20 protein-coding genes are annotated in these 26,626 nt (G+C 64.4%); 11 read left to right on the forward strand and 9 right to left on the reverse strand.

What is annotated here, in order from left to right; genetic code table 11:
- Positions 1-15: 15 nt before the first annotated feature.
- From recD to recC, 3 genes are read right to left on the reverse strand one after another with little or no spacing between them, the layout of a single operon-like run.
- Positions 16-1,878 (reverse strand): exodeoxyribonuclease V subunit alpha, encoded by a 1,863-nt coding sequence (gene recD / locus CH302_RS03870; protein WP_037191020.1) that lies wholly within the window; start codon positions 1,876-1,878, stop codon positions 16-18.
- The gene (locus CH302_RS03875; RefSeq protein ID WP_037191018.1) at positions 1,875-5,216 is read right to left on the reverse strand and encodes a UvrD-helicase domain-containing protein; all 3,342 of its coding nucleotides are present in this window, start codon (positions 5,214-5,216) and stop codon (positions 1,875-1,877) included. The genes recD and CH302_RS03875 overlap by 4 nt, the downstream gene beginning before the upstream one ends.
- Positions 5,213-8,488, reverse strand: a complete 3,276-nt coding sequence (gene recC / locus CH302_RS03880) for an exodeoxyribonuclease V subunit gamma (RefSeq protein WP_037191207.1) — start codon at positions 8,486-8,488, stop codon at positions 5,213-5,215. Before recC ends, CH302_RS03875 begins: the two co-directional genes overlap by 4 nt.
- Before the next feature lie 146 nt (positions 8,489-8,634).
- Here recC and CH302_RS03885 point away from each other — a divergent pair, with 146 nt between their 5' ends.
- Together CH302_RS03885 and CH302_RS30510 are read left to right on the forward strand one after the other, a co-directional pair.
- Positions 8,635-8,985: a VOC family protein gene (locus CH302_RS03885; RefSeq protein ID WP_037191017.1), complete on the forward strand. Its 351-nt coding sequence runs from the start codon at positions 8,635-8,637 to the stop codon at positions 8,983-8,985.
- Between the two features lie 172 nt (positions 8,986-9,157).
- On the forward strand, positions 9,158-9,856 hold the full coding sequence (locus CH302_RS30510; RefSeq protein ID WP_037191015.1) for an excalibur calcium-binding domain-containing protein: 699 nt from the start codon (positions 9,158-9,160) through the stop codon (positions 9,854-9,856).
- A gap of 4 nt (positions 9,857-9,860) precedes the next feature.
- Here the strand turns inward: CH302_RS30510 and CH302_RS03895 are convergent, their stop codons facing one another.
- Both CH302_RS03895 and CH302_RS03900 read right to left on the reverse strand, forming a co-directional pair.
- On the reverse strand, positions 9,861-10,370 hold the full coding sequence (locus CH302_RS03895; protein WP_037191013.1) for an O-acetyl-ADP-ribose deacetylase: 510 nt from the start codon (positions 10,368-10,370) through the stop codon (positions 9,861-9,863).
- Entirely contained in the window at positions 10,367-11,293 is a 927-nt protein-coding gene (locus CH302_RS03900; RefSeq protein ID WP_037191012.1) for an ADP-ribosylglycohydrolase family protein, read from the reverse strand. The genes CH302_RS03895 and CH302_RS03900 overlap by 4 nt, the downstream gene beginning before the upstream one ends.
- Positions 11,294-11,354: 61 nt before the next feature.
- Here CH302_RS03900 and CH302_RS03905 point away from each other — a divergent pair, with 61 nt between their 5' ends.
- The 8 genes from CH302_RS03905 (at position 11,355) to CH302_RS03940 (ending at position 21,397) form a co-directional block, all read left to right on the forward strand.
- The gene (locus CH302_RS03905) at positions 11,355-12,029 is read left to right on the forward strand and encodes an NUDIX hydrolase (protein ID WP_037191204.1); all 675 of its coding nucleotides are present in this window, start codon (positions 11,355-11,357) and stop codon (positions 12,027-12,029) included.
- Positions 12,030-12,053: 24 nt separating this feature from the next.
- A complete protein-coding gene (locus CH302_RS03910; protein ID WP_141216596.1) occupies positions 12,054-13,244 on the forward strand; it encodes a hypothetical protein in 1,191 nt (396 codons plus the stop codon).
- Positions 13,245-13,335: 91 nt separating this feature from the next.
- Positions 13,336-14,637 carry a T3SS (YopN, CesT) and YbjN peptide-binding chaperone 1 gene (locus CH302_RS03915; protein WP_052047703.1) on the forward strand — a complete coding sequence of 434 codons (1,302 nt, stop codon included), beginning with the start codon at positions 13,336-13,338 and terminating at the stop codon, positions 14,635-14,637.
- 92 nt (positions 14,638-14,729) lie between these two features.
- Entirely contained in the window at positions 14,730-15,749 is a 1,020-nt protein-coding gene (locus CH302_RS03920) for an AurF N-oxygenase family protein (RefSeq protein ID WP_037191009.1), read from the forward strand.
- A gap of 47 nt (positions 15,750-15,796) precedes the next feature.
- On the forward strand, positions 15,797-17,395 hold the full coding sequence (locus tag CH302_RS03925) for an FAD-dependent oxidoreductase (RefSeq protein ID WP_052047702.1): 1,599 nt from the start codon (positions 15,797-15,799) through the stop codon (positions 17,393-17,395).
- Between the two features lie 163 nt (positions 17,396-17,558).
- Positions 17,559-18,368 carry a hypothetical protein gene (locus CH302_RS03930; protein WP_037191007.1) on the forward strand — a complete coding sequence of 270 codons (810 nt, stop codon included), beginning with the start codon at positions 17,559-17,561 and terminating at the stop codon, positions 18,366-18,368.
- Between the two features lie 90 nt (positions 18,369-18,458).
- Positions 18,459-19,760: a DUF2786 domain-containing protein gene (locus CH302_RS03935; protein ID WP_052047701.1), complete on the forward strand. Its 1,302-nt coding sequence runs from the start codon at positions 18,459-18,461 to the stop codon at positions 19,758-19,760.
- A gap of 20 nt (positions 19,761-19,780) precedes the next feature.
- Positions 19,781-21,397 (forward strand): AMP-binding protein, encoded by a 1,617-nt coding sequence (locus tag CH302_RS03940; protein ID WP_037191005.1) that lies wholly within the window; start codon positions 19,781-19,783, stop codon positions 21,395-21,397.
- A gap of 9 nt (positions 21,398-21,406) precedes the next feature.
- Here CH302_RS03940 and CH302_RS03945 read toward each other — a convergent pair whose 3' ends face one another.
- From CH302_RS03945 to CH302_RS03955, 3 genes are all read right to left on the reverse strand, one after another.
- Positions 21,407-23,002 (reverse strand): ABC-F family ATP-binding cassette domain-containing protein, encoded by a 1,596-nt coding sequence (locus CH302_RS03945; protein ID WP_037191002.1) that lies wholly within the window; start codon positions 23,000-23,002, stop codon positions 21,407-21,409.
- A gap of 93 nt (positions 23,003-23,095) precedes the next feature.
- Positions 23,096-23,797 carry an aminoglycoside 3'-phosphotransferase gene (locus CH302_RS03950; RefSeq protein WP_037190999.1) on the reverse strand — a complete coding sequence of 234 codons (702 nt, stop codon included), beginning with the start codon at positions 23,795-23,797 and terminating at the stop codon, positions 23,096-23,098.
- Entirely contained in the window at positions 23,794-24,471 is a 678-nt protein-coding gene (locus tag CH302_RS03955) for a SanA/YdcF family protein (RefSeq protein ID WP_082323677.1), read from the reverse strand. The genes CH302_RS03950 and CH302_RS03955 overlap by 4 nt, the downstream gene beginning before the upstream one ends.
- Positions 24,472-24,788: 317 nt before the next feature.
- Here CH302_RS03955 and CH302_RS03960 point away from each other — a divergent pair, with 317 nt between their 5' ends.
- Positions 24,789-26,162 (forward strand): dicarboxylate/amino acid:cation symporter, encoded by a 1,374-nt coding sequence (locus CH302_RS03960; protein ID WP_037190994.1) that lies wholly within the window; start codon positions 24,789-24,791, stop codon positions 26,160-26,162.
- A 60-nt stretch (positions 26,163-26,222) separates the two neighbouring features.
- Here CH302_RS03960 and CH302_RS03965 read toward each other — a convergent pair whose 3' ends face one another.
- A complete protein-coding gene (locus tag CH302_RS03965) occupies positions 26,223-26,618 on the reverse strand; it encodes a hypothetical protein (RefSeq protein ID WP_037190991.1) in 396 nt (131 codons plus the stop codon).
- Positions 26,619-26,626 lie beyond the last annotated feature (8 nt).

The raw sequence follows: 26,626 nt of genomic DNA on the forward strand, positions 1-26,626 counted from the left end.
AGAGGATCCGACGAACTACAGGATCTTTCGGCGCAGGCCGCTCGCCCGCAGCACCTGACGTTCGACGCCCGCGCGGATGGCCTCTTCGGTACCGATCACCCGTACGTGCGATCGTGCACGAGTAATGGCGGTGTACAGCAGTTCTCGGGTCAACAGCGTCGATGCCTCGGCGGGCAGCAGAACCGACACGGTGTCGTACTGACTGCCTTGACTGCGGTGAATCGTCATTGCGTACACAGTGTGTACCGAGGAGAGCACATTCGGGTGAATCAAGACGTGGCCACGACCTCGCGGAAACGCCGCCATCGGAGTTCCGTTGTCTCCCAACACCACAACGCCGGTGTCCCCGTTGTAGATCCTCGCCTCGTGGTCGTTGGCCGTCACCAACAACGGCTGTCCGGGGTACCAGAGCGAGGGGTCGAGAAACGTTCCGCTGCCTTCTCCCACCCACTCCATCGCCTGCCGGTCCCACCGCGAGACCCCCCATCGACCCTCGCGGTGAGCGCACAGGAGGCGATGTTTCTCGAGCCCGAGCAGTGCTGCGGTGGCATCTCCTCGTACGGCGGCGGCGGTGACCTCGGCGGCGGTGTCGATCACGTCGGAACGCAGGGCGTCGACGTCGTCGGGGCTCTGGAACGAAATCTCCTCCGCGCCGGACTCGAGCAGCGCCATCACGTCGTCGCCCCGGCCGTCTCGCACGGCCACGGCCAGGCGAGCGATGGCTCCGCCGAACCGTCGGCCACGACTGAGCCGAACGACGCCGCCGCGCAGTCGGTCTCGCTCGAATGCGCTCAGAGCGGCTTCCGCGGGATCCTCGGCTGCGGCGAAGTCCACGTCGACGAGCTGCGCCAGAACCGGGTTCTCGATGCCGGTGACCGGCCTGGCCACCAGATCTGCCAGCACTGCGCCTGCGTCGACCGACGTCAGCTGATCCGGGTCTCCCACGAGAATCAACCGAGACTCCGGACGCACGGCTTCCAGTAGCCGACACATCATCGTCAGAGACACCATCGAGGTTTCGTCGACGACGATGACGTCGTACGGCAGTCGGTTCTCGGCGTCGTGCCGAAACCTCGTCTTGCTACCGGGCTTCCATCCCAGAAGCCGGTGCAGCGTCATCGCTTTCAGGTCTGCTGGAAGTCCGAGGAGCCCGGCTTGTTCGGACACGGACTCCTGCAACCGGGCTGCGGCCTTGCCGGTGGGTGCGGCGAGCCCGATGCGCAGATCGCTTCCGTGTTCGCGGACGAGAAGCGCCAGAATTCTCGCTACCGTATGGGTCTTTCCGGTTCCCGGTCCGCCTGCGATGACCGTGGTCCACTGCGTCGCCGCCAGCGCTGCCGCTATTCGCTGTCGATCGGGAGCGGCAGTCGGTGCGCCAGATTCGTCCACGAACAGCGCGGCCAGCGCGTCGCGGATCTCGTCTGCATCGGCGGCCGGGTGGGATTGCGAACGCACGTCGAGGAGATCTCGAACGGTGCTCTCCTGCAAATGGTATCGGTCCAGGTACAGCAGCTCACCCTGATCGGTGTCGACCAGTTTCAGCGGTCTCAACGGTCCATTCGGACTGCCGAGCACCAGTGGACTCACCCTCAGTTCTCGGAGCACGTCGTCGAGCTCCGGCCACGGAAGTGCGCTCGGATCGACGTCCGAATCCTCGTCGACGGTGACGTCTCGCAGGCGTCGCAGATCCAGGCACACCGAGCCCGATCGCACCGAGCGCACCGTCAGAGCAGTGGCGAGCAGTACATGCTCCGACGACTCCCCGGCAAGGGCACCGAGGCGCAAGGCCACGTGCACGTCGGATGCCGACAGCACACCCACGTCGTTGAAGGTGCGCAGGATTCCACTGCCGCGCAGCGCAATCGAGACTCCGGTCATCGGGTCACCTTCCCGGCGAGCAGGTCCGACAGCTCGACCACCAGAGCTGCGGGCGGATTCCAGTCGAACACCCCGCACCCGGCGGGGGTCTGCGGTCCGACCATGCCCCGCACGAACAGGTACCGGATGCCGCCGAGGTGTAGCTGCGGGTCGTAGTTCGATTGACGCCATCGCAGATATCGATGCAGCGCAACGGCATACAGGATTGCCTGCAGCGGATAATGCGAGCGGATCATTTCCTGGGCCATCTTCTCGCGCGTGAAGTTGCCGGTGGTCAGATCGCCTCTGGCGATTCGATTCGTCTTGTAGTCCACCACGACGTACCGCGGTCCTGACACGCGAAGAACCGAGTCGATACTTCCGGTGAGGAACCCGCGCAGTGGTGTCGCCTCCAGATCGTCGAGCAGATCTGCATAGGACGCGAGCACGTCCGCGGGATCGAGGTGGTGTCGCAACAGCCGCGCCACGGACTTCAACGTGACCGTGTCCGCCACCGGATCGTCTCCGCCGGCCAAGGGCAGCTCGAAGTCGAGTTCGGCCAGGTGGTCGGAGGGCGCTACGTCGGCCAGCGTCCCGAATCCCAATGGTGTCTGCATCACCGGCAGAAGCGCTTGTGCCAATGCCACCGGATCGACCTCCGCCATCCGCGACGCGACCGCGGCAGCGCAGCGGCGCTCGAGTTCCTCGAGCAGATCGGGTGCGGACGTGTCGACGTGTTCGAGTGCCTCGTGGACGAGCGTTCCGAACGCCGCGCCGGCAGGCATGCCGTTCATCGGTGACCCGATTCCGTCCAGCTGTTCGTCGATGTACTCGCGTCCTGGGTATTCGGCGCCCACCGACGTGTCGGCGGGCTCGTCCGTCTTCTCGGGATGCTCGGCCTCGCTGGTCACTCCAACCTCGGGCCGGCCGGGCGCGGCGTCGTGAGCGTGAGCTGTCAACGCGGAGTACGACGTTCGACGCCACAGGAGGTCGAGGGTTCGATCGAATCGTGCGGCCGCGACGTCGAGGTGCGGTTGCTCGGGACGAATCCAGTGTGCGGTGGACGGCTCACCGGGTCCCACCGGTTCGACCGAGATGAGGTCGGCTGCCGACCCGACCCAGGATTGGAGCCGGTTCGCAGTCGTCGCGTCGTCGAGAACCTTGTAGGACGGCTCCGGCAGAGCAATTCCGGGGATTCGTCCGAACAGCATGCGGTGCAGCGAGGACGTCGCGGTGTTGCGGCCCGGTGCCCACCACAGCACGATCCGGCTCTCGGCGCGGGTGAGACCGACGTAAAGCAGTCGCAGTTCCTCGCCTGCTTCCTCCTGGTCGTTGAGAATCTTCCTGGCCGCGTAGCCCGTTCCGGACGGTCCGCCGACGTCTCGGATCCGCTTGCCGTTCTCGTGCAGCAACAGCGTCGACGGCTTGCTGAAGTACAACGTGTCCCAGGCGTAGGGCAGATAGACGACCGGGAATTCGAGCCCTTTGCTGCCGTGTGTCGTCATGATCTGCACTGCTGCGGAATCACTGTCGAGTCGTCGACTGCGGTCGGTCGACCCGCCCGCTGCCGGTTCCTTGATGCGGTCGGTCAGCCAGCGAGTGAGGGCGGTGATTCCGTAGGACTCGGATACCGCTGCGCGATTGAGCAATTGGGCGATGTGCCGCAGATCGGTCATCGTGCGCTCACCGGCTTCGACCGCGAGCAACCGGGCATCGAGTCCGGACTGGGCCGACACCCGCTCGAAGACTGCCGCGAACCCGGCCTCGTCGAACAGCACCGAATACTCGCGCAGCCGACTGCTGACCTGGGACAGCGCGTCCTCGGCCCCGGAGTCGAGCTGCGCTGCGGTCCACCCGAGCAGCGGAGTCAACGCGGCGAGACGTACGCGATCGGTGCGATGAGGTTGCTCGATGGCCTGCAGCAACCACAGCCAGTGTCGGGCACTCTCGGTGCCGAACACGCTGGTGCTGCTCGACACGACGGACGGGACCCCGACCGCGTCGAGTGCGTCCCGAATCAAGGCCACCTGCTTGGTCGTTCGGGTCAACACGGCAATGTCTCGCGGTTCGATCACCCGAGGGCCATCCGGTCGCTCGATCACGGCATGTCCGGACAACAGCTCGACGATGTCCGCCGCAACGTCAGCTGCAACCCGGGATCGGAGTCGGTCGACTGCCGGAAAACCCTGCCGCAGTGGACCGGCGCCGGTTCGCGGCAGATAGCGCAACCGCAAAGGCGGATGTCCGACCATGCGTGAGAGAGGGTTTCGAGGTTCGACTCGGTGCACCACGATGTCCTCGTGACCGAGGGCCGCACCGCCGTACAGATGATGCAGGGCGTCGAGCAACCCCGAATCACTACGCCAGTTGGCAGTGAGCTCGTAGAGATGGTCCGCGGTCTGCACCGCGTCGAGGTAACTGAGCACCTCGGCTCCGCGGAACGCGTAGATGGCCTGCTTCGGATCGCCGACGAGGATGAGCGTCGTGAAGCCGTGAAACGCCCGCCGCAGAATGTCCCACTGCATGGGGTCGGTGTCCTGGAACTCATCGATCAACACAACGCGGAATCGGTCTCGCACTCGCGCGCAGGCGGCCTCGCCGTGGACGGGGTCGGACAACACCGAATGCAGAAGTCCCAGAAGATCGTTGTAGTCACGCAGCCCGAGCAGGCGTTTGCGACGTTCGATCTCACGGCGCGCTTCCCGGGCGAACCGCACACGAAGTGCGGGCTCGCGGTTGTCGTCGTCCTGGTCCTCGGTGTCGGGATACAGAATCGACTGTTGGTCACCCACGGCCGCCAACGCCAACTGCTGAGCGTCCCGCCTGCTGAATGCCGGTGCCTCGTCGTCACCGCTGAACATCTGCAGATACAGGTCGTCCACGACCTGTTCGAGTAGGTCCGAAACCGATTCGACGAACGCCGATTCCGGTTCGCGCTCGCCTGCGATGCCGAGCCCGTCGAGCATGCGCTGACAGAAACTGTGCGTGGTGACGATGGTTCCGGCGTCGAAGTCCGACAGTGCCCGACGCAACCGTCGACGCCGCCGGTCCACCTCGGCGTCGTCGACTGCGGCCAGAAACGCCACGAGTGGATCCCGAGATACCCGAGCGGCGTCCGGGTCTGCCAGGTCCCGGGCGATCGACGCGAACCTGCTTCGGGTGCGATCACGCAGTTCCTGGGTCGCGGCCCGACTGAACGTCACCAGCAGCAGGTCCGAGATCTCGGCGATCCCTTCGGCGATGTATCGCGCAGCCAACCCCACGATCGCGTACGTCTTGCCGGTCCCGGCGCTGGCTTCGAGGACGGTCGTTCCGGTCGGCATCGGACCGAGCAGGTCGAATCCGCGGGCGGCAGTCATGCGTTCCCCATGTTCTCGGCGGTCAGCAACGGGTCCCACAGTGTTCGAGCGAGAATCCCGAAGCGGCTCTTCTCGTTCGTCGGCTCCGTCTCGTCGGCGAGCGGGGCCGCGGCGAGCAATGTCTGGAACGACAGGGTCGAACCATGGACGTACCGCAACGATCGATCGGTCCCGTCGCCGAAGTCGCCCCGCCAGGCCCACGTTGCCGAGTCGTAGCCGTCCTCGATGGATCCGCCGCTGAACCGCTTCTCCGCGTACGCCGACGCGGTACCGGTCGAGATCGGCAACGGCGACGTCATTCCACGGTCCCGTAAGTCCACCAGCTCCCTCAGGACGGCGACGGGGTCCGAGGGGGCGCTGAGCCGGGAGCGACGAGGCGGGCGCATCCCACTCGCGCGGCCGATGGTGACGGCGCTCCACTCCCCTGCTTCCGATGCCGCTACCGCCAGCAACCGCACCCACGCGGCCAGTCGATGCTTGGCGGCCAGGCGGGAGTACGAGGAGCGCGCCAGCGTGCGGCCGTGAATTCCGGTGACGGTGCCGGTCAGGCGTCGTCCGTCGCCGAGATCGACCGCGACGTCGATCGTCTCGGCCGGACCCTGGTGGAAGGGAGCGGCCGCGTCGGCGATGATTCCGACGATCTGCCGGATGTCGGACATCTCCCGGCGGCCCTGATGAAACGGCGGGAGGGTGCCGCGCCGCCACTCGGCGTCGGCGAATTCTCCGATGTCCCCACCAGCGAGCACCGCGGCAAGCATCCGATCACCGATGTTCCATCGGGACAACGGATCCAGCTCGATGTCCAGGCTGTCCGCCAGGTCGTCCTCGAGCTCGGGAACGCGGAAGCCGAGCCGTTGGCGCAGAAAGGCCTGCACCGGATTCTCGACGAAGGCGATGAGTTCGGCGAGCTCGACGTCCCCGCGCTCCGCCGGAGGAAGCGCGTCGGGCAGAAACGGTGCCACCGGATCGGGCGTCCGTTGCTGGGACACCGCTCCGGCCAGAGCAACCGTGTCGAAGCTGAACGGGTGTTCGGCCTCGAAGTTGTGCGGATCGAACGGCTGCAACGGATGCCGATGTTCGACGCTTCCGCCCGCGGTCACCTCGAGCACGTCCATCAACTCGCGCAGTGGGATCGCGGGCGGCTTGGCCGAACCGTCGACGGGGTCTGCTCCGGTGTAGAACAAGAGCAGTTTTTCCTCCGCCGACATCACCGCGTCGAGGAGCAGTTGCCGATCCTCACTGCGAATGTCTCGTTCACCGACGGCCGGATCGCGGGCGAGGATGTCGTCTCCGTCGATACTGCCCACTCGGGGGAACACCTCGTCGTCGAGTCCGAGCAGCACCACCACTCGGTGCGGCACCGAGCGCATCGGCACCATGGTGCACACGGTCAGCTCGCCGGTACGGAAGTTCGCTCGGGTGGGTCGGCCGGCCAGTCTGCCGGCCAGCATGGCACGCACGTCCGCGAGTCGTAGCTCGGCGGTGCCGCCGTGTTCGGTGGCGTCGGCGATCTCGCGATGTGCCTGTGCCAGTTGCCATTCGTCGGCCGTTGGCACGTCGGCGAGGAGATCGAGGGCACGCCCCAGCTGCCGCGTCCACTCGGTCACCGATGCCGGACCGGCCAGTGCGCGGAGCACCGAGGCGAGCCGATCCACCAACTCGGCGAAGCGGCCGGCGAGGGTGATGTCGTTACTGTCGACATCGTCGAGAGGCAGCGCGAGGTCGAGGTACTCGTTCCGAGTCTCGTCCGCGGCCACTCCCAACAGGATGCGATCGAGCGCCGATTTGAAGGTGTTCTGTCGAAAACCGTTCAAGCCATAGGCTTCTCGTTGCCGAACTGTCAATCCCCAGCGAGCACCGGAGCTCGTCACCCATTCGCGCAGGCGCTCGAGATCGTCGTCGGTGAACGAGAACTTCTCCCGTACCGGACCACTCGCGGCGAAGTCCAACAGCTCGCTCGCCGTCACCCGGCCCTCCGAGAAGTCCAGCACCGTGGCGATGACGTCGAGGACGGGGTTGGTGCGACGCAGGCCCCGATCGGCCAGGCGCACCCGCAACCGGTGTCCGGGATGCACCAGCGCCGCCTGCCCGAAGTTCGCGCGGATCAGCGGCGCGTAGGTCTCGACATCCGGGCACATCACCAGCACGTCCCGTGGTTCGAGCGTCGGGTCGCCGGTGAACAGATGCAGCAACGACTCGCGCAGAACCTCCACCTGCCGAGCCGGTCCGTGGCAAGCGTGAATCTGCACCGATCCGTCCACGAAAGTTGTGCCGTCGTCGAATTCGGCAGAAGGAGGCGAATCGGCGGTGATGTCCGCCTGGATTCGTCCGAGCAGGGTGTTCGCTGTTTGCGGGCCCTCGTGATGCACGGTGTGCGTCGCCACCGACGCGATGGTGGCCTGAAGTTCTCGTACGTCTCGCGACAGGCCTGCCAGCAGGGGATGTTCGACGGCCAGAGCTGTCGTGTCGTCTCGTCGGCGCGTCACCGCCGGAATCTCGGCGAGGGTGCGCCACATCGACGGACTGGGATGCGGAACCCAGATGTGCACGTCGCGAGCCTGCGACAGCGCACTCAATATCTCGAGCTGATCGGTTGTCAGCCGGGTCGGACCGAACACCGACAACCGGCTCGGCAGGTCCACCGACTGCGGTGCGTCCCGGAGTCGGGCGCAGGTCTGCGGCAGGCGTTCGGCTGGGCTCGGGCTGCCGATCCGCTCGCGTATCGCGGCCCACACTCGCGGTTGCCACAGCAGGTCCTCGTCGAGATCGCCGCCGTGGCCGTCGGTGAAGCGCCCGTCGAGCCAGTCGCGCAGCATCTGGGGACGCTGAGATCCGTAGGTGCGAAACAGGTCTGCCACATGCGATGCCGTCGACCAGCGGCGTCCCGCCCGATGATCCTCGGAACCTGCACCGAGGTGCTTGAACAGCACTGCCGCCCAGGTCTCGGTGCGACACTCGTCGATCACCTCCAGCGCGGTCCAGAGAACCCGGCCCGGAGCCCAGGGATCATCGTCGGGGTCCATGTCGTCGACCGCGGCAATGGCGCGCGAGACCAACCGCGACGGGCTCGGGAAGTCGATGTTGGCTGCGATACCGTCGCCATTCGAACCGCCCAGTGTGCTCGACAGTCGCTGCGTGAGCCACCGCTCGACGCCCTTCGCCGGGACCGACACGATCTCGGGCACGAACGGATCGGCCAGCGGTACGGACAGGATGTCGGCGAGTGCAGCCGCGAGTGTTCCGGCGCGTTCGGCGCGGTGGAGCGTCAACACCGTTGCGGTCCCCTGCCTGCTCGTATCGGTGCCCGATTTCGGGCTCGTGACGACCCTACTCGAGCCACCGACAGATTCTGCGCGATGAGTCGGGCCGTCGGATCCGGTCCATATCTGCACAACCGAACGATACGAAGGAGAACGCGATGATCGAACATGTGCTTGCCGTGGTGGCGGTGCGCGATATCGACTCGGCACGAGAGTGGTACGAGAAGCTGTTCGACCGCCGGGCCGACAACAATCCGATGGCGAGTCTGGTGGAGTGGCGGCTGGCGTCCGCTGCGTGGCTGCAAGTGACCGTGGATCCCGAGCGGGCAGGCTCGTCGTTGTTCAACGTTGCCGTCGAAGACATCGAGGTGTTCGTCGATGCCGCTCGTTCCCGCGGAATCGACTTCGGCAATATCGTCGATGCGAACAAAGGGGTCAGACTGTCCACGGCCTCCGATCCCGACGGCAACTCCATCACTGCGATCGGCGGCTTTCGCGAGCACTACTGATCGAGCGGTTGCCGTTCTCGTACGGGATGTAACGACGAACCCCGTCGATGCGACATGGTGAACGGAAATGCGACCGACCGGTTCGAATAGAACGAGACGGTTGCTTCCGGTCTCGCGGGTGACATCTCGGCCGCGACATCGACACCTCTCGTGACCCGAACGGACCCTCGACATGACCAGCGCCTACCCGCCACCCTTCCAGCGACCGGCACTCGAGCCAGAGACGTCTCGCCGACCCCTGTTCGGAAAGGTATTCGCCTGGGCCGCAATTGTTTTCGGTGCATTCTTTCTGATCGGGGCAGTGTTCTCGTTCGAGTTCGGAGCGCTACTCGTCGGAGCGTTGCTGGTCGGCAGCGGAGTCGTGTACCTGCGCTCGTCACCCGCGCGGGGCCGCAAGGTCTGGGCCGTACCTGCCATCGCCATCCTCCCCGCACTGTTCGTGATGGGGCTGACCACCACGACCGAGCCCGAGACCACGACCGCCATCGCACCGGTCGCGGCCGTGCCTGCGTTGCCGACCGTCACGACGACCACCGCGCCGCCGTCGACAACCACACCGGCCCCGTCCACCACCACCGCAGCCCCGACGACCGAAACAGTGGCGGCCATCGTCGAGATACCGACGACGACGGAATACGTCCCGCTGCCCGAGCCCGCGTACATCCCGGAGCCCGTCTACACGCCGGAGCCGGTGTACACACCCGAGCCCGTCTACACCGCCCCCGCGCCGTTGGCCGCAGTGCCGTCCGCTGTCTCGTACGCCAATTGCGATGCGGTCCGTGCGGCGGGTGCAGCCCCGATCTACGCCGGGGATCCGGGTTACAGCACCAAGCTGGACCGGGACAAGGATGGCGTCGGCTGCGAGAACTGACCAGTCACCCCACCAACCGCCGCGTCAGGCTCGCGACTTCGCGGGAGTAGGCGACCAGCATGACGAGGTCGACCGACGGCCGGGCAGCTTCGACTGCCACGACCTGCTGGGTGACTGCATCGTGCATCGGCCATCCGTAGGAGCCACCGGAAATCAGGGGAAACGCGATGGACTTCAGGTTCATCGACGCTGCCAGCGCCAGACTTCGGGCATAGCAGAGTCGCAGCAGCTCCGATCTGTCCTCGTGCGGGGAGTAGCGCGGGCCGACGGTGTGGATGACATGGCCTGCTTGAAGTCGGCCCGCGGTCGTGGCGACGGCTGCGCCGATGTCGAGGCCGTGGGGCAGGGTGGTGGCCCGCAGAGCCTTGCATTCTGCGAGGATCTCCGGCCCACCGGCTCGGTGGATGGCACCGTCCACTCCCCCGCCGCCGAGCAATCGCGTATTGGCGGCATTGACGATCGCATCTGCGGCCACGTCCGTGATGTCGCCCTGCACGACGTCGATGATCGTCATGAAAGCCCTTTCGTTGCAATGATGTTCGAGGTGATTCGGTCGAGATCGTCGGCGCGCAACCCTGGGTAGCCGTGGACGATGTCGCGCCAGTCGCTCGGCACCGCCGATGCGCCCCAACGCGCTCCGAGAAGTCCTCCGGCTATGGCCGCCGTGGTGTCGGTATCACCGCCGGCGCGGACACACAGTTCGAGAGCGGCAGGCAGGGGCCGCTCCGCGTCGGCAGATCGATGGATTGCCCACCACGCCGTCTGCAGAGCGTGGACCACCCAGCCGTTGTTCGGGAAATCGGACGGCTGCCCCTCCTGCGCCTGACGAAGCAGGGGATGCCAGAACTCGCGGACGTCGGCCTCGGCCTCGTCCAGAAATTCGCACACCCCGCCGTACGTACCGTGACGAACCGCGAATCGAATTGCGTGACTCCACATTCGGCACGCTTGACCGGCGCGGGGGTCGGAATGCGTGAGGGCACTGATCCGCTCCGCTGCATCTCGGCATCCAGCCGGGTCGTCGAGGTAGGCCAAGGCAATCGGTGCCGTTCGCATCAATGATCCGTTGCCGCCGGTTCTCCCTGCCAACGACGCCGCCACCGCAGTCATGTCGGCACCACTGCGCGACCGCTGCGAGAGCACGAGCCGGGTCTGATTTCCCACATCCGGAGGGTCCTGGTCGAACCAGTCGCGAAACTGCTCGGCGACCTCGTCCACGTCACCGCCCTGCTCGAGTGCACGCGCGACGCAGAGCGCCATCGAGGTGTCGTCGGTCCATTCCCCCGGGGCCCAGTCGAATGCACCGCCGCCGATCATGGCGATGGCCGTTTCGTTCGAGGGATATCCGAATTCGTATCCTGCGCCCAACGCGTCGCCCACGGCAGTTCCGAGCAGAACGCCTCGCGCCCGATCCTGCTCGATGGCTGTCAGTTCCATGACTCCCCCTTAGATCGATGTTGCGCTAACCATAGATCAAATTCGCGCTAAGATGCAAGACATGACGTGGCGAGACCGAGACGGCAACACTCTGACCGACTATCCACGCCCCTCCGTAGCAGTCGATGTCGCAGTACTGACCGTCCGCGAGCGTCGACTGCAGGTAGTCGTCGTTCCGTCGGAGCGCGGCCCTGCGCTACCGGGCACGTTCCTTCGACCGTCGGAGACTCTCGCCGACGCGGCAGACCGCGCGTTGAGGACGAAGGCAGACCTGACCGATCTCACTTTCCATCAGTTGAGGATGTTCGACGGCCCCGACCGCGACGACCGCGGATGGGTACTGTCCATGGCGCACAGCGCTGCGATAGCGGCTCGATCGCTTTCTCCCACAACCGTTTCGATGCCGATCGAGGACTCCAGGCCGGTGCCACCGATGGCCTTCGACCACGGCGACATGGTGTCCGAAGCAGTTCGCGACCTCCGTGATCGTTACGCGCACGAGGTCGATCCCGCACTGTTGACGGACGCGGAATTCACCCTCCTCGAACTTCGCGAGCTGTACGAGATCGTGTTCGACCGCCCTCTACCGAAAGACACGTTCCGACGCCACGTACTGGGGTCACTACAGGGGACCGGCACCACCTCGACCGCAGGCGGCGGCCGCCCCGCAGAGCTGTATCGCCGTGCATCGAATCCAGCCCTTCCTGCGTCTGCGGGCTCGTTCCTTCTTCGCTGAGGGCACGGATCGACGAAACCGGACATGCCAACAGATAAGCTGGGCGTCATGGGATCGAAGCGGCCTGCCAACCGCGGACAGAAACGTGCAGAAAAGACCAAGGCCCGGCAACGGCGTCACCAGCAATCCCGACCGGCCCCGACCGGTGCCGTCACCGAACGCATCGCCGATCTGATCGACGGTTTCGTCGAATGGCTCGACGAGAGCGAGATGTCGGAACAATCGGAAGCGATCTCCCGGCTCGTGTCGTCGACACTGACCCAACTTGCCGGTGCTCGTCAGGGCTTCTCCCCCAGCGCCTGGCTTCCCGCCGATGCACATCTGCTGGTCGATGCGGCCGAACGCATCCTGCAGGAGGAATCCGACACTGCGGAGGACACCGCGGTCAATCTCGTTCTCACCTCGCTGCAGTACCTGACATTCCTCGATGAAACCGACCTCTGGGACGGCAGCCCCGAGGACTACGCGCACTGCATGGAGGATCTCTCGGACTTCCTCGAGGGCGACGAGCCCGACATGCTCGATGCCGACGACATCGACCTGCCCGATGTTTCCCTGGCCCAGGAACTCGCCGCGATCTCGGCGCTGCCGCTGCTGCCTGCCCTCGACGACATCGTCGCGCGCGTCGCCGATGGATTGACGGTGGGCGACAACGCCGATCTGCAGCGCGCCGTCGGCTCCGCCCCGCTCGATCCCGCCCGGCTCGATGCGGGTGCCGCGGCCGACTACTGGTCGACGGCCATCGCCACCGAATTGATTCGCATCGACGGAGACACCGCCAGGCCGGGAGACAATGCGCATTCGCTGGCCGGCCGTGGCGCCGAGACCGTGCACGAGCTGGTGGCCGAGCACGTGCGCGTGCAGCTGTCGGGAGATGCCGACGACCCCGATGTGTCACGGTCGCTGGCCAACACCTTCGCCGTGCAGACGCTCTTGGCCGCGATGACCGACGAGCTGCCGATCAACAACGAGGGTGAGGACTACGCCGAGCTCGAAGGTGAGGATCTGCGTACGGCCCAGCTGATCGACCACCGCGTTCGATCCCTCATCGAGCAGGGCATTCTCGTCAGGATCGAGGAGGTACTCGCCGTTCCGCACGCGTTGCGCCCGGCGGTGCTGGACGGTGTGGCCGAGGCGCAGCCGTTCGGTGTGATCGACGAGGAGTCGCAGGACGACCCGCTCTACGGCTCGGTCGGGGATCCGGCGTCGTCGTGACAGCCCCCGCGAGCGCCGAGACCGTGTCGGTGGTCGCCGCTAGCGTCACCGACTGTGCGTTACGTCAACGCGATCTGGGTAAGGAGCCGACATGAGCGATTCACTCGAGTTCGACTTCGACGTCGACGCTGCCTGGATGCAGTTCCAGCGCAAGCTCGGCGACTACGTCAGCGCGATGCGCGACGGTGATGCGCTGGTGATCGAGTCGCGATACGACACCACCGACGGCGTGCCGGACACCGCCGCCTGCGTGCAGTTCTACGCCTGGGATCTCGATATGGTCCGCTGCGAAATTCCGGCGAACGAGCACCTGCACAGTAGCCGCGAGATCACCGATGAGCAGCGAGAAGCGCTGAGCCAATTGGGATTTCGCACGGCAGTCGATTCCGAACCCACGGCCCCGCACGTGGACCGCAATCGCTCGTGGTCCGATGATCTGGCGAAGAAGACCGTGGCGGTGTTCCGCGACATCTGGGGTCTGCCCCACCCGTCCTTCCTTGGCTCACGCGCCACCGGTCGGTACGACGTCCCGAGTTTCGACGCCTCCGCGCCCGAGGCCGACACGACCGTCGTCCCATTGTGTGTGCAACCGAAGGGCAAGGAACACCTACAGCAACTCGTCGATCGCGCCCTCGAACCATGGTTCGGTTTTCCGCCGGACCACGATCCGGACGGTGACATCCCCCTACGGTTCGTGAACGGCACCGCGTACGTGTCGGTCAAACCCACCGAACCTGTCGTCGAGATCAATTCGACGCTGGTGCACGCCGTGTCGGGGCGAACCCGCGCAGCCGAGTTGCTGGTCGATCTCAATCTGCAGCTTCCCGACGTGATGCTGCACCTGGTTCAGGACTGCATCGTCGCGCAGGTGCGGGTGAGCGGGTCACCCTTCGTCGCGGATCACCTGCTGTGGGCAGTGCGAATGCTCAGTCACGTTTGGGAGCAGGTCGACGAGAAATTCGCCGAGGATTTCGGCGGCGCACTCGGGGAACCGACGCCGCCGCCGATCGACACGGACGACTTTCCGGCCGGACTGCTCGAATTGGTCGAGCTCGTCGATCGGTCCGAGGAATCCCTGGACCTCGACACCGTCCTCGGATGTTGCTCCTCCGATCGCGATGTCGTCGTCTCCTACCTGCGCATCAGCGCGGAGCAGGAGGCGTCGTGGCGCGGTATGGCGGTCGCTGCAGATCTCGGCGACGAGCACTGCGACGTCGACGAGGCAGATCGAGAGGCCGGCAAGTGGGGCCGCGCCGTGGCTGCTCTGCGAGAGGTACTGCGCAGCACACCCGACCAGGTCACGCCGGTGGTCGATCCGTCGGCGATCCAGTTGCAGCTGTTCGAGACCGACGAGGTGGCAGAGGTATCCGACGAGCGTTCGGACGAACAGTAGACGTCAGCCGAACAGGATTTTTCCCACGCGCTTCCCTTTCGTGTTAACTGGGGTTACATTAACTCTATGTTCGCACCTCGTTTGGAGAAGCCATGACACTGACGACAGGCACGACGTCCGTTTCGGTCGACACCGACGCCACGGACGAACAGCAGTACATCGAGACACTCACCCTGTTGTCCGAGGGTTCTGTGCACAAGCACTTCGATCCGTACGTCGACATCGACTGGGAGTCCGAGAAGTTCGCGGTGCCCGCGAACGATCCCCGCTGGGTACTCCCTGCCAAGACGGACCCGATCGGTGGCCACGCCTGGTACCGAGCACTTCCGCTCGACAAGCAGATCGAGATCGGCATGTGGCGTCAGGCCAATGTCGCCAAGGTCGGCCTTCAGTTCGAGAACATCCTGATCCGCGGAATGATGCAGTACGTGTTCTCGCTGCCCAATGGCTCCGCCGAGGCACGCTACTGCACCCACGAATCCATCGAAGAGTGCAACCACACCCTGATGTTCCAGGAGATGGTCAACCGCGTCGATTCCGACGCCCCAGGCATGAGCCGGCCCATGAAGATGCTCTCGCCGTTCATCCCCCTGTTTGCCACGCTCCTACCCGAGTTGTTCTTCGTCGGCGTTCTCGCAGGCGAGGAGCCGATCGACCACATTCAGAAGTCCGTCCTGCGGTCCGGTGAAGAAATCCACCCGATCATGCAGAGCGTCATGGCGATTCACGTAGCCGAGGAAGCGCGGCACATCTCTTTCGCGCATCAGTTGCTGCGTCGTCGCGTTCCCAAGATGTCCAAGGCCGGGCGCTTCCTGCTTTCGTTGGCCTTCCCGATCACGATGCGCATCCTGTGCGACGTCATCGTCATTCCGCCGAAGAAGTTCTGGACGAAGTTCGACATCCCGAAGCAGGTGAAGAAGGACCTGTTCTGGGGCACCGAGGAATCCCAGCACGCGTTGCAGGATTACTTCGGAGATGTGCGCATGCTGGCCACCGACACCGGGATGATGAATCGCGCCGCTCGCCTGATGTGGAAGCTGTGCGGAATCGACGGCAAGGCCTCACGTTTCCGTAGCGAGCCCGACCGCAGCTCCAGCCAGTTCGCCGCATAGCTCTCTCGCCGCTCAGCCATTCTTGCCACTGCCGTCAGGAACCCCTCATGCCCCACGTCGTCACCCAATCATGTTGCAGCGACGCATCGTGCGTCTTCGCGTGTCCCGTCAACTGCATTCATCCCACTCCCGACGAGCCGGACTTCCTGACGGCGGAGATGTTGCACATCGACCCGCAATCGTGTGTCGACTGCGGCGCGTGCGTGTCGGCCTGCCCCGTCGATGCCATTGTGCCGCAGGCGAAACTGACCGAGGCGCAACTGCCGTTCCTGACGATCAATGCGGATTTCTACAAGCAGGAGCGCCCACCCCGACCCATCCTGGCCCCGGTCACCCCGGCAGCCTCGGTGTCGAGGGATCGCCAGCCGCTCCGAGTCGCTATCGTCGGATCCGGCCCGTCGGCCATGTATGCGGCGGATGAGCTGCTCACTCAGCCGGGCGTGAACGTCGATGTCTACGACCGGCTTCCGCAACCACATGGTCTCGCTCGACTCGGCGTCGCACCCGATCATCAGAAGACCCGTCAGGTATCCAGACTGTTCGAAACGATTTCCGCGCAAGAGGGATTCACCTACCACCTCGGCGTGGAGGTCGGCAAGGACGTCACCCACGACGAGTTGATGGACACCCACCACGCCGTGATCTACGCAGTCGGTGCATCATCGGATCGCGAGCTCCGCATTCCGGGAGCCGAATTGCCTGGGCGCAGTTCGGCGACCGATTTCGTCGCCTGGTACAACGGCCACCCCGATCACGCGCATCGCACGTTCGACCTCTCGCACGAACGCGCCGTCATCGTCGGTAACGGCAACGTCGCCCTCGACGTCGCCCGTATTCTGACGATGAATCCGGATGCGCTCGCCCAGACAGATATCGCGCCGTACGCGTTGGACGCCCTGCGCCACAGCGCAGTTCGCGAAGTGGTCATCGTCGGCCGACGCGGTGTGGCACAGTCCGCGTTCACCGTGCCCGAGTTCGCCGGATTGCTGACCGTCCCCGATATCGACCTGGCCATCGACCGCAGCGAACTCGCGCTCGATCCGGTGACCGTCCGACTCGCAGCGACCGACGACCTACCCCACGCCGTGGCTCAGAAACTGCAATTGCTTCGCCACGTCGACGAATCACCCGACCACAGCGACGGCCGCAAGAGAATCACTCTGCGCTACCTTCTCTCCCCCACCAGGATCCTCGGCACCGATCGCGTGACGGGTATCGAGTTCGACCGAATGGGCCTGTCCGCGGACGGCGACGACGTGGTCCGCAGCACCCCGACCGGTGACGTCGACAGCATCGAGGCCGGACTCGTCCTCACGTCCATCGGCTACCGCGGTGTCGCGCTCCCCGGAGTTCCGTTCGACGACCTGGCCGGCATCATTCCCAACACCGGCGGCCGCGTGTTGCAGGAATCCGGTGGGCAGACGTCGATCGGCAGCTACGTCACCGGTTGGATCAAGCGCGGCCCCTCGGGATTCATCGGCACGAACAAGTCCTGCGCCCAGGAAACCGTCGGCCATCTGGTCGACGACTTCAACGCCGGCCGCCTGACGGATCCGATCGAGCTGCCCGGCACCTGGCCGACCGGGGCGAACCGAGGCACGCTGCGACGCTCCAGGGAAATGCTCTCCGCGCTCCGCCGCTCCTGACCGATGGCTCACCCCCGGTTGGGATCACTACGCCTTTCGGTCGCCCTGAGTGCAATAACACTGCACTCATCCGGAGGGTGTCGAGGTTGAAGCGTCTACTATCGGGGTAGCTACAGTCATCGGCCACCGATTCGCGGCGGGCCAACACCTCGAGGAGCACGAGATGCCGGCCCTGCGACGCATCTTCACCAGGACTGCTGTCCCAATTGTCGGTATCGCTGTGGCGTTGGTGTGCGCGGCACCTGCTCAGGCTCTGCCGACACCCGGCGACCTCTCCGATGTTCCGGCCCGAACCTCGTTGTCGTACGAACACATCCCGACGGGGACCTACGTGGGCAGCGCCGACGACAACTCCGCGCGCCCGGGATTGTCGACGGTCAAGCTCTACATGGCCGATTACGTCGTACGCTTCGGCGACGGTTCGCCCAGAGACCTCGACCTGGCCGCCAGGATGGTCCAGGTCAGCGACGACGGTGCCGCGTCCACGCTCGACAACAAATACCCACAGGCCATCTCGGCGACCGCCGCAGAATATGGGCTCACCTCGACCTCGCGGGGCGGTTTCTGGGGCAACTCGTCCACGAGCACAGCCGACACCGTGCGATTCCTGGCGGCGAAGAAGCGCACCGATCCCGCCAGCCCCGTCCTCGCCTGGATGAACACCGCGGCTCCTGTGGCACGCGATGGAATGGTTCAGAACTGGGGCACCGAGCAGTTGCCCGGCGTGACCGGGACCAAGTGGGGATGGGCCGACGACCGATCGAGTGTGGTCGCGTCCGCGTCGATCGGCGATGACTTCGTCATTGCATCCAATACATACGGACCGACCCGATCCAACACCGACGACGTCATGGCGGGGCTCGGCGGCATCGAGCTGACGGCACCGCCCACCGCCATTGCTGTTCCGAATCTTCCCGTGATTCCCGGTCTGCCGTCGGTCGAAGAACTGCTGCAGATGCTCGCTCCTCGCTGACACGTTCGAATATCTGTCGGACCCCTCCCCTACTCTGCGATTCACCGAACAGTTCGGTGACCACACCGGGGGACGTGGAGGGGGACGACGATGAGTCGTATCGATTTGGACAGTATTTTCAAGTACTCGCACGCGACACACGTGCGGCAGGATGCCGACCCGAGCGAATTGCTTGACAGCGGAATCGGTTTGGCCCAGGTCATGCCGTCCTCGAAGGACATGGTTCGGCTGATTGCGGAACGCTTGTCCGCTGGGGACCAAACCAACCCCGCGTGTTCGGTGCACGATCGCGCGGCGACGATACTCGACGACGCTCTCGATACTGCATTCGAGAACGGTTGGCAGCCCGCCGAACTGGTACACGTGACGCGTCAGTGCGCCGGAGGCGACGGCACAGTGGTCATGGTCGAAGCGATCGGCGCACACGCGGCGCGAAGCTCGGCCGAGCGCCTCGCTCCGAATTCCTGGTGTGATCAACTATCCGAGCTGCACATCGACTACACAGCGGGCACAACTGCCGAGCGCCTTCAGCGGTGGCGCTCGTACAACCGACGATCGTCGGCGCAGTCCTGGTACACCCTGCTGCTCGTACTCGGTTGTTCGACGTGGCTGTTGCCCCTAGCGAAGCTCCTGCCCCCTCCGGCTCGATGGACCTCACAGTCGGCAGCGACCGGCCCCGGACAAGCCACGGACTCGAAGATGCTCGGCAGAATACGAGGGCTGCTGGCCAAAGCCGAGTCGACGCAATTCCCCGCTGAGGCCGAGGCATTATCGGCCAAGGCCCAGGATCTGATGACCCGCTACGCGATCGACAGTGCGCTTCTCGACGCAGGGAACCATCGCAGCCTGATCGACGATGTCGTCACCCGTCGCATCATGGTGAGCAATCCGTACTCCAAAGCCAAACTGCTTCTGCTGCACTGCGTATGTCGCGCAAATGGTGCCAGAACACTGTGGAAGAAGAAGTACTTGCTGGCCACCATCATCGGCATGCCCGTCGATCTCGACCTGTGTGAGCTCATCTACACCTCGCTTCTCGTGCAATCGGCTCGCGCACTCGACGAGGTGGCCGATTCGCCGGCTTCGCGGACACGCAGCTTCCGCAACGCATTCTTGATCGCATACGCCCACCGCATCGGCGAACGACTGCAGGACGCACGCACGCGAGCTACTGCGGCGGCAACTCAGCAACACGGTCCTGCACTGGTGCCCATCTTGGCGCAACGAACCGATGCCGTGGACCGGGCGTTCGCGGCACGGCATCCGGCGACGAGAACGATCAGGTTCAGCAGCAACAATGCGGCGGGATCGTATGCCGGCCGTGCCGCCGCCGAACGCGCCGACCTTACCGGTGGGCGCGAACGTATCGACAAATCCGATCTGGCCTCCTAGTGCGCGCTACATTGGCTGACATGACAGGTCTGGATACTCCGCTGACGCCCCTTCGCTTTCTCGAACGCGCAGCGGAGGTCCACCCTCACAAGACCGCCGTGGTGGACGGGCCGAGGACTTTCACCTACGAGCAGTTCGCCCACGACGTCACCCGGCTCGCGCACGCGCTGCGCGCGTCGGGTGTCGGCCACGGAGATCGGGTGGCCTACATCGCGTCCAACTCTGCTGAGCTGTTGTTCGCGCACTACGCGGTTCCACTGGCCGGTGCCGTTCTGGTCGCAATCAACACCAGACTGTCGCCCGCCGAGGTTCGCTACATCTGCGATCACTCCGGTTCGGTTCTGCTGGTGGGTGATTCGGAGCTGCTGACCGGACTCGGAACAGATCCGATCGCTGATTCGGTCCGTGAGATCGTCGAGACACCCGCCGTCGACGGCAGTTACGCAAAGCTGCCGCACACCACTCGATACGACGCCTTCCTCGAGCGAGGCTCCGACGATTCGCTCGAGTGGGAGGTCGACGACGAGACCTCGACCATCACGATCAACTACACCTCGGGCACCACCGGTCGACCCAAGGGCGTGATGTACACCCACCGCGGCGCCTACCTCAATTCGCTCGGAGAACTGCACCACCAGGGATTCGGCATCGATACTCGCTATCTGTGGACGCTGCCGATGTTCCACTGCAACGGATGGTGCACCACCTGGGCGGTCACGGCCGCGTCGGGCACGCATGTCTGTCTTCGCGGCGTCCGCGGCGATGCGATCTGGTCGGCCATCGACGATGGCGTCGACCACCTCGCCGGTGCACCGACGGTGCTGACCACTCTTGCCACTGCAGCGCAGGCACATTCGCTGGATCGACCCCTGACCATCGTCACGGCCGGAGCTCCCCCGAGCCCGACGATCATCGGCAAGATTCGCGCACTGGGGGCAACGCTCGTGCACGTGTACGGACTCACCGAGACCTACGGCCCGTACTCGGTGTGCGAGGCGAAGCAGGAATGGCTCGAACTGGACGGCGACGAGCAGGCCCGACGCCTGGCTCGGCAGGGAGTCGGCATGCTCACGGCCGATCGCTTGCGCGTGGTACGCGAGAAGTCCGGCCCGGGTGGAGCACTGATCGACGTCGAACCCGACGGCGTCGAAATGGGTGAGATCGTCATGCGCGGCAACAACGTCATGAAGGGGTACTACGACGACGCCGCCGGTACGACACAGGCCTTCGCGGGCGGCTGGTTCCATTCCGGAGACCTCGGGGTCATGCATCCCGACGGCTATGTCCAACTACTGGATCGCGCCAAGGATGTCGTCATTTCCGGCGGCGAGAACATCTCGACGATCGAGGTCGAACAGGCACTTGCCAGCCATCCAGCAGTCGCCGATGTGGCGGTGATCGGGGTGCCGGACGACAAGTGGGGCGAGCGACCGAAGGCATTCGTGGTGCTGGTGCCGGGCGCGGAAGCGTCGGAGGCAGACCTCGTAGCGCACGTGAAATCTGCCATCGCCTCCTACAAGGCCCCGCGTGCCGTCGAATTCATCGTCGAGTTGCCGAAGACATCCACCGGCAAGATCAGGAAGAAGGAGCTGCGCGACGCCGAGTGGGGCACATCCACGTCGAAGATCAACGGGTAGCCCACGGCGTCAGGCCATCTGCACACCGGCGATTTCGGTGACGCCGCCCTTTCCGTCGAACGACAGCTGCCGAAAGGCCACCTTCTCCACGAAGAACCTGTCGTGGCTCACCAGGATCACCGCGCCGGGAAACGCCATCAGTGCGCGTTCGAGCACCTGGGTGCTCTGCAGGTCGAGATGGTTGGTGGGCTCGTCGAGCACGATGACGCCTGCGCCGAACAACAGGCACTGCGCCAATGCGACTCGAGCCTTTTGCCCTCCGGACAGCACGCCGATCTTCGACTTGAGATCCATCTCGGAGAACTGCAACAACGTGAGAAAGCGGTGGACTTCCTTCTTCGTCGCCGTCAGAGCGAGACTGCCCGGCATCGCGTTCACCGAATGCGACACGGTGTCGTCGAGATCGAGATCGGCCAGCACCTGGTTGTAGTAGATGAACGACGGCGCCTTGGTCTTCCACTTGATCTTGCCGCTGTCCGGTTGCTCGGCTCCGACGAGGATGTCGACGAGGGTTGTCTTGCCGCATCCATTGGGTCCGGTGATAGCGATGCGGTCACCGCGGTGCACTGTGAAGGAGATGTTCTCGAAAAGTCGTTGCTCTCCATAGCTTTTGGCGATCCCGTTGATCTCCGCCAGGTTGTCGTGCACATGCAGACCGCCGTAGATCGCGGTGACCACCGTGTCGACCGGACGCGGACTCTTGCTCTTCTTGATGTTCGCGAGCCGACGTTTGAGCACCCCGCTGGGGTTCTTCACTGCTTCCTTGCGATCGCTGATCGCTTCTTGCTCGTAGGCCAGCAGCTGTTGTTCGTTGCTGAACTCACGTTCGAGGTTCTTGAGTCGAAACTGCTTCTGTTGAACGTATTCCGAGTAGCTACCGTCGTACGTCTGCAGGTGATGGTTCTCGATTTCGACGATGCTGGTGACGACCTGCTCGAGGAACGCGCGGTCGTGCGAGACAACGAGAAGCGCACCGCGGAAATCTCGTAGCCAACGTTCGAGCCACGCGATTCCGGCAACATCGAGGAAGTTCGTCGGCTCGTCGAGGAGCAGGACGTCCGGGGCCTCGATGAGGATTTTGGCCAACGCTGCACGGTTGCGCCAACCACCGGACAGTCGATCGACGGGGAGCTCACGTCGTTCGGCGTTGAATCCAAGCATCGACAGCACAGTGTCGATCTGTTGGTGATAGGTCCAGCCGCCGCTGTTCTCCATGGCGTCGAGTAGCTCGGCTTGGCGATCGACGAGCTTGTACATCTGCTTCTCGTCCAGGTCGCCCCCGAGTGCGGCTTCGACCTCGGCCAATTCGACCTCGATCGCGTGGACAGCGACGAAGAGAGATTCGAGCTCCGCTTGGATGCTGCGATCGCCGTCGAGTTCCGAGAACTGCGAGAAGTACCCGATTCGTGCGCCCTCGGTGACATCGACCGTTCCCGTATCGGGAGTCTCACGTCCGAGAAGAAGCTGAAGCAGGGTGGTCTTGCCCGTGCCGTTGCGTCCGATCAGACCGATGCGATCACCGTCGGCGAGACGAAAGAACACCTCGCGCAACATCACCTTCTGGTCGTAGCCCTTGGCAACGTCGTTCAAGCGGATCCAGCTCAAGCGTTCACTTCTCCTGAAAACACGGGTCCGCAGAGTCGTCGAACCGGGCCAGCTCACTGTAGCCGGGCCGGGGCGGCGACTCCGAGCCACAGATCAGGTCGACTCCCACAACCACAGGTAGTAGTCCAGACGCTCACGGTCGAGGTCGATGCCGTACGCGTCCAAGAATGCCTCGCAATAGTCGCGGCCGTAGTTGTACTCGGTGCTCCAGATCGCTGGTGCCAGGTCTGCCCACCGATCGGCGACGCCCATCGTGCCCATGTCGACATGAGCTGCCCAGGATCCGTCATCGGCGATCAGGGTGTTCGGCATGCAGGCGTCGCCATGGCACACGACGAGCCTGTCGATCGACGGCGATTCGACTGGCAACTCGCGATCGCCGACCCGTGAGACCACCGACCAATCGAACGGGCACTGCCCGACGGGGACGGAATCGTGGAATGCCCGGAGGCCGGTTGCCGCCGCTCGAACTGCGACAGCCGGGTCGGCCATCCAGCGATCCGCCACCGCGTTCTCCCAGGGCAGGGCAGCGGTCACCAACCAGGAACCCGAATCGTCCGAACCGACCGCGAGGACCTTCGGCACCGGGCTGTACCGAATCGCCCACTTCAGACGTCGTGCCTCCTCCTCCAGATCTATCGAGGTTTCGGCCGGCGTCCATTTGACGTACCGCGCCTCTCCGAGACGAAACGTCAACCCGCCCAATTCATTCGACCACACCGGCTCGACGTCTTCGGGTCCCGCCAACTCTCGCACCACGGTCGGGATCAGGACGTCACCATCGGGCACACTCATCGGTTCGTGATGTTCGCGAGAGAATCGACGGGCGGCGACACCACCACGGGATCGCGACCCGACCACAGATCCAGTACCGCCTTGGGTCGCGCCAGCAACTCTCGCGCGTAGTTGCGCACTACCGCAAGGGTATTGCAGTCGACGCACTCCGCCGTGACTCCGTCGACGTCGAGGTCCATGTCCTCACACAACGCCACTGCTCGCGACACATGGAGGGGTTGGCTGATGATCAGTCCTCGTTCGACCCCGAAGGTCTCCTTCGCCCGCGCGCAGGTGTCGTAGGTATCGATGCCGTGATCGTCTCCGATGATCACGGCAGGATCGATTCCGTGCTCGATCAGGTAATCGGTCATCGCTTGAATCTCGTTGCCGGAGTTGCCGTCTGCGTCACCGGACACCAGAATCGCCTTGACCTTTCCCGCCGCCATCAACGCGATCGCAGTGTCGAGACGTCCGGAGAGAAACCGCATCGGCTTGCCGTCGCGCACCTGTGCACCGAGAACGATGGCCACGGGCGCGTCCGGTGCATCGTCGACGTCGTACACCTTCCCCGCCGTCGCGTATGCCACCCAACCGGCCGAGCCCAGAACGACGGCAACCAGGGCGGCGACCACCGCACAGACGGCACGAACGAGTCGTCCGGCCATTGCTCGGGGCTTCGATTCGGTACTCATGATCTCGTTTCGTCGACGACAAGAACCTCAAACTAACCCACGAAGGTGGAGTCGGATCGACGCCGCAGCAGACCCATACCGATTCCACAGTGAACCCTCATAGCCGCCCTGCTCGGCTGCGCAGTTCCACGGCGGAGTAGCGTTCGGTCAGTGAATCCGCTGCTGACCTCTCGACGGTATGTCGACTTGCGTCTGCAAGCCAGCGCTACCTGTTGATGGTTCTCCAGACCTCAACCCCCTGAAATTCGGCCCATCGGCCGACGAGCATTTCTGTCGTCCATCCCTGGCGACACCTCTCCTTTTCGAAAGGCATATCCATGTCTGCGCCCAGCGCTACCCGAACGCGCCGTGTCCCTACCTGGGCAACCGCTTTCGGTCCACAAATCGTTGCCGGACTCGTCCTCGGAGTCGTATTCGGACTCATCGCGCGATCCATGCCCGACGCCGCCGACGGCAACGACAACTGGTTGGTCGGCACCCTGTCGACCATCGGTTCGAGCTACGTCAAACTTCTCACCGTCGCGGTGATCCCGCTGGTGTTCACGGCGATCGTCAGTTCCATCGCCAACCTGCGCGAGGTCACGAATGCTGCCCGTCTGGCGATCCAGACCCTGTGGTGGTTCGCCATCACGGCATTCATCGCCGTCATCATCGGCATCGTGATCGGGTTGGTGGCTCAGCCCGGCTCCCGTACCAGCGCAGGTGCCGATTCGGCGGGCGATCCGTCGAGCGTCGGGTCGTGGTGGTCGTTCCTCACCGGACTGGTACCGAACAACTTCTTGGCACTCGGCGCGAAAACCACGGTCGCCGAGAGCGGTACCGCAACCACCTCACTGAGCTTCAACATCTTGCAGTTGCTGGTCATTGCCGCTGCCATCGGCATCGCTGCGCTCAAGGTCGGCAAGAAGGCCGAACCGTTCCTCGCGTTCAACGCGTCGCTGTTGGCCATCGTTCAGAAAGTGTTGTGGTGGATCATTCGCCTGGCACCGATCGGCACCGCCGCACTCATCGGCAACGCGGTGGCGACCTACGGCTGGGACGCGATCGGCTCGCTCGGCGTGTTCACAGTGTCGATCTATGTCGGTCTGGCCGTGGTGTTCTTCGTGGTGTACCCGGTGATCGTTCGCGCCCATGGACTTTCGGTGCGCAACTTCTATTCGGGAGTGTGGCCTGCCACCCAGCTGGGCTTCGTCTCGCGTTCGTCGATCGGAACCCTGCCCCTCACCGAGCGCGTCACCGAACGCAACCTCGGAGTCCCTCGCGAGTACGCGTCGTTCGCGGTACCCCTCGGGGCGACGACCAAGATGGATGGTTGCGCGGCAATCTATCCCGCGATCGCGGCACTCTTCGTGGCTCAGTTCTACGGCATCGATCTCACCATCACCGACTACCTGCTGATCATCGTGGTGTCCGTGATCGGTTCTGCCGCAACGGCAGGAACAACAGGTGCGACGGTGATGCTCACCCTCACGCTGTCCACCCTCGGATTGCCGTTGGCCGGCGTCGGTCTGCTGCTCGCAGTGGAGCCGATCGTGGACATGGGCCGCACCGCGGTCAACGTCACCGGTCAGGCATTGGTGCCGACCATCGTCGCCAAGCGCGAAGGAATCCTCGACCTCGAGCGCTACAACGCTCCGCGGAACGGCGACCCCTTCGTCGACGAGGAAGCGGAAGTGGAACTGGCCCGCTAGCAGCGTGTTTCGAACGATCGATCCCGACGACCGAGCAACTGGGTCGTCGGGATCTGTCGTCTATTTCGGCGGGGACAGCGCCTCTACAGTGGCCGCGGTCGCGGTATCCGTCGCCTCCACACTGGCGAAATAGTGTCGAAAGAACTCCCGCATCGTCTTGATGATCTCGATCTGCCGTGTGATCGCGAAGCGGGCGGAGCCCTCCTCCCCAACCGCCAGACGATGAAACTTCTCCCCGAGCATCTGCGCTGAGGGCAGCTCACCGAATGCTTCGGGCTTCGATAGCCTGAGCGTCATTTCAAGCATTCTGTACAAGTCGTCGAGGTAATTCGCGCATACGTTGTCGCACTCGCGCGCCATATCCGCTTCGACGTGAAGTGCGCCGTCCGATGCTTGCTGTCGTAGCGACCGCCAGTGGGTCAAGTTCTTCTCGAGTCGTTCGGATTCGTCGATCATGAGTCCTC

It is taken from the genome of Rhodococcus sp. 15-2388-1-1a (assembly GCF_002259145.1).
GTDB lineage: Bacteria > Actinomycetota > Actinomycetes > Mycobacteriales > Mycobacteriaceae > Rhodococcoides.

Excerpts from the sequence above, each read along its gene's own strand:
- recD (WP_037191020.1), bottom strand. The coding sequence starts at position 1,878 with ATGACCGGAGTCTCGATTGCGCTGCGCGGCAGTGGAATCCTGCGCACC.
- CH302_RS03875 (WP_037191018.1), bottom strand. The coding sequence starts at position 5,216 with ATGACTGCCGCCCGCGGATTCGACCTGCTCGGTCCGATGCCGACCGGA.
- CH302_RS03885 (WP_037191017.1), top strand. The coding sequence starts at position 8,635 with ATGATCGAACATGTGCTTGCCGTGGTGGCGGTGCGCGATATCGACTCG.
- CH302_RS30510 (WP_037191015.1), top strand. The coding sequence starts at position 9,158 with ATGACCAGCGCCTACCCGCCACCCTTCCAGCGACCGGCACTCGAGCCA.
- CH302_RS03895 (WP_037191013.1), bottom strand. The coding sequence starts at position 10,370 with ATGACGATCATCGACGTCGTGCAGGGCGACATCACGGACGTGGCCGCA.
- CH302_RS03900 (WP_037191012.1), bottom strand. The coding sequence starts at position 11,293 with ATGGAACTGACAGCCATCGAGCAGGATCGGGCGCGAGGCGTTCTGCTC.
- CH302_RS03905 (WP_037191204.1), top strand. The coding sequence starts at position 11,355 with ATGACGTGGCGAGACCGAGACGGCAACACTCTGACCGACTATCCACGC.
- CH302_RS03910 (WP_141216596.1), top strand. The coding sequence starts at position 12,054 with ATGCCAACAGATAAGCTGGGCGTCATGGGATCGAAGCGGCCTGCCAAC.
- CH302_RS03915 (WP_052047703.1), top strand. The coding sequence starts at position 13,336 with ATGAGCGATTCACTCGAGTTCGACTTCGACGTCGACGCTGCCTGGATG.
- CH302_RS03920 (WP_037191009.1), top strand. The coding sequence starts at position 14,730 with ATGACACTGACGACAGGCACGACGTCCGTTTCGGTCGACACCGACGCC.
- CH302_RS03925 (WP_052047702.1), top strand. The coding sequence starts at position 15,797 with ATGCCCCACGTCGTCACCCAATCATGTTGCAGCGACGCATCGTGCGTC.
- CH302_RS03930 (WP_037191007.1), top strand. The coding sequence starts at position 17,559 with ATGCCGGCCCTGCGACGCATCTTCACCAGGACTGCTGTCCCAATTGTC.
- CH302_RS03935 (WP_052047701.1), top strand. The coding sequence starts at position 18,459 with ATGAGTCGTATCGATTTGGACAGTATTTTCAAGTACTCGCACGCGACA.
- CH302_RS03940 (WP_037191005.1), top strand. The coding sequence starts at position 19,781 with ATGACAGGTCTGGATACTCCGCTGACGCCCCTTCGCTTTCTCGAACGC.
- CH302_RS03950 (WP_037190999.1), bottom strand. The coding sequence starts at position 23,797 with ATGAGTGTGCCCGATGGTGACGTCCTGATCCCGACCGTGGTGCGAGAG.
- CH302_RS03955 (WP_082323677.1), bottom strand. The coding sequence starts at position 24,471 with ATGAGTACCGAATCGAAGCCCCGAGCAATGGCCGGACGACTCGTTCGT.
- CH302_RS03960 (WP_037190994.1), top strand. The coding sequence starts at position 24,789 with ATGTCTGCGCCCAGCGCTACCCGAACGCGCCGTGTCCCTACCTGGGCA.
- CH302_RS03965 (WP_037190991.1), bottom strand. The coding sequence starts at position 26,618 with ATGATCGACGAATCCGAACGACTCGAGAAGAACTTGACCCACTGGCGG.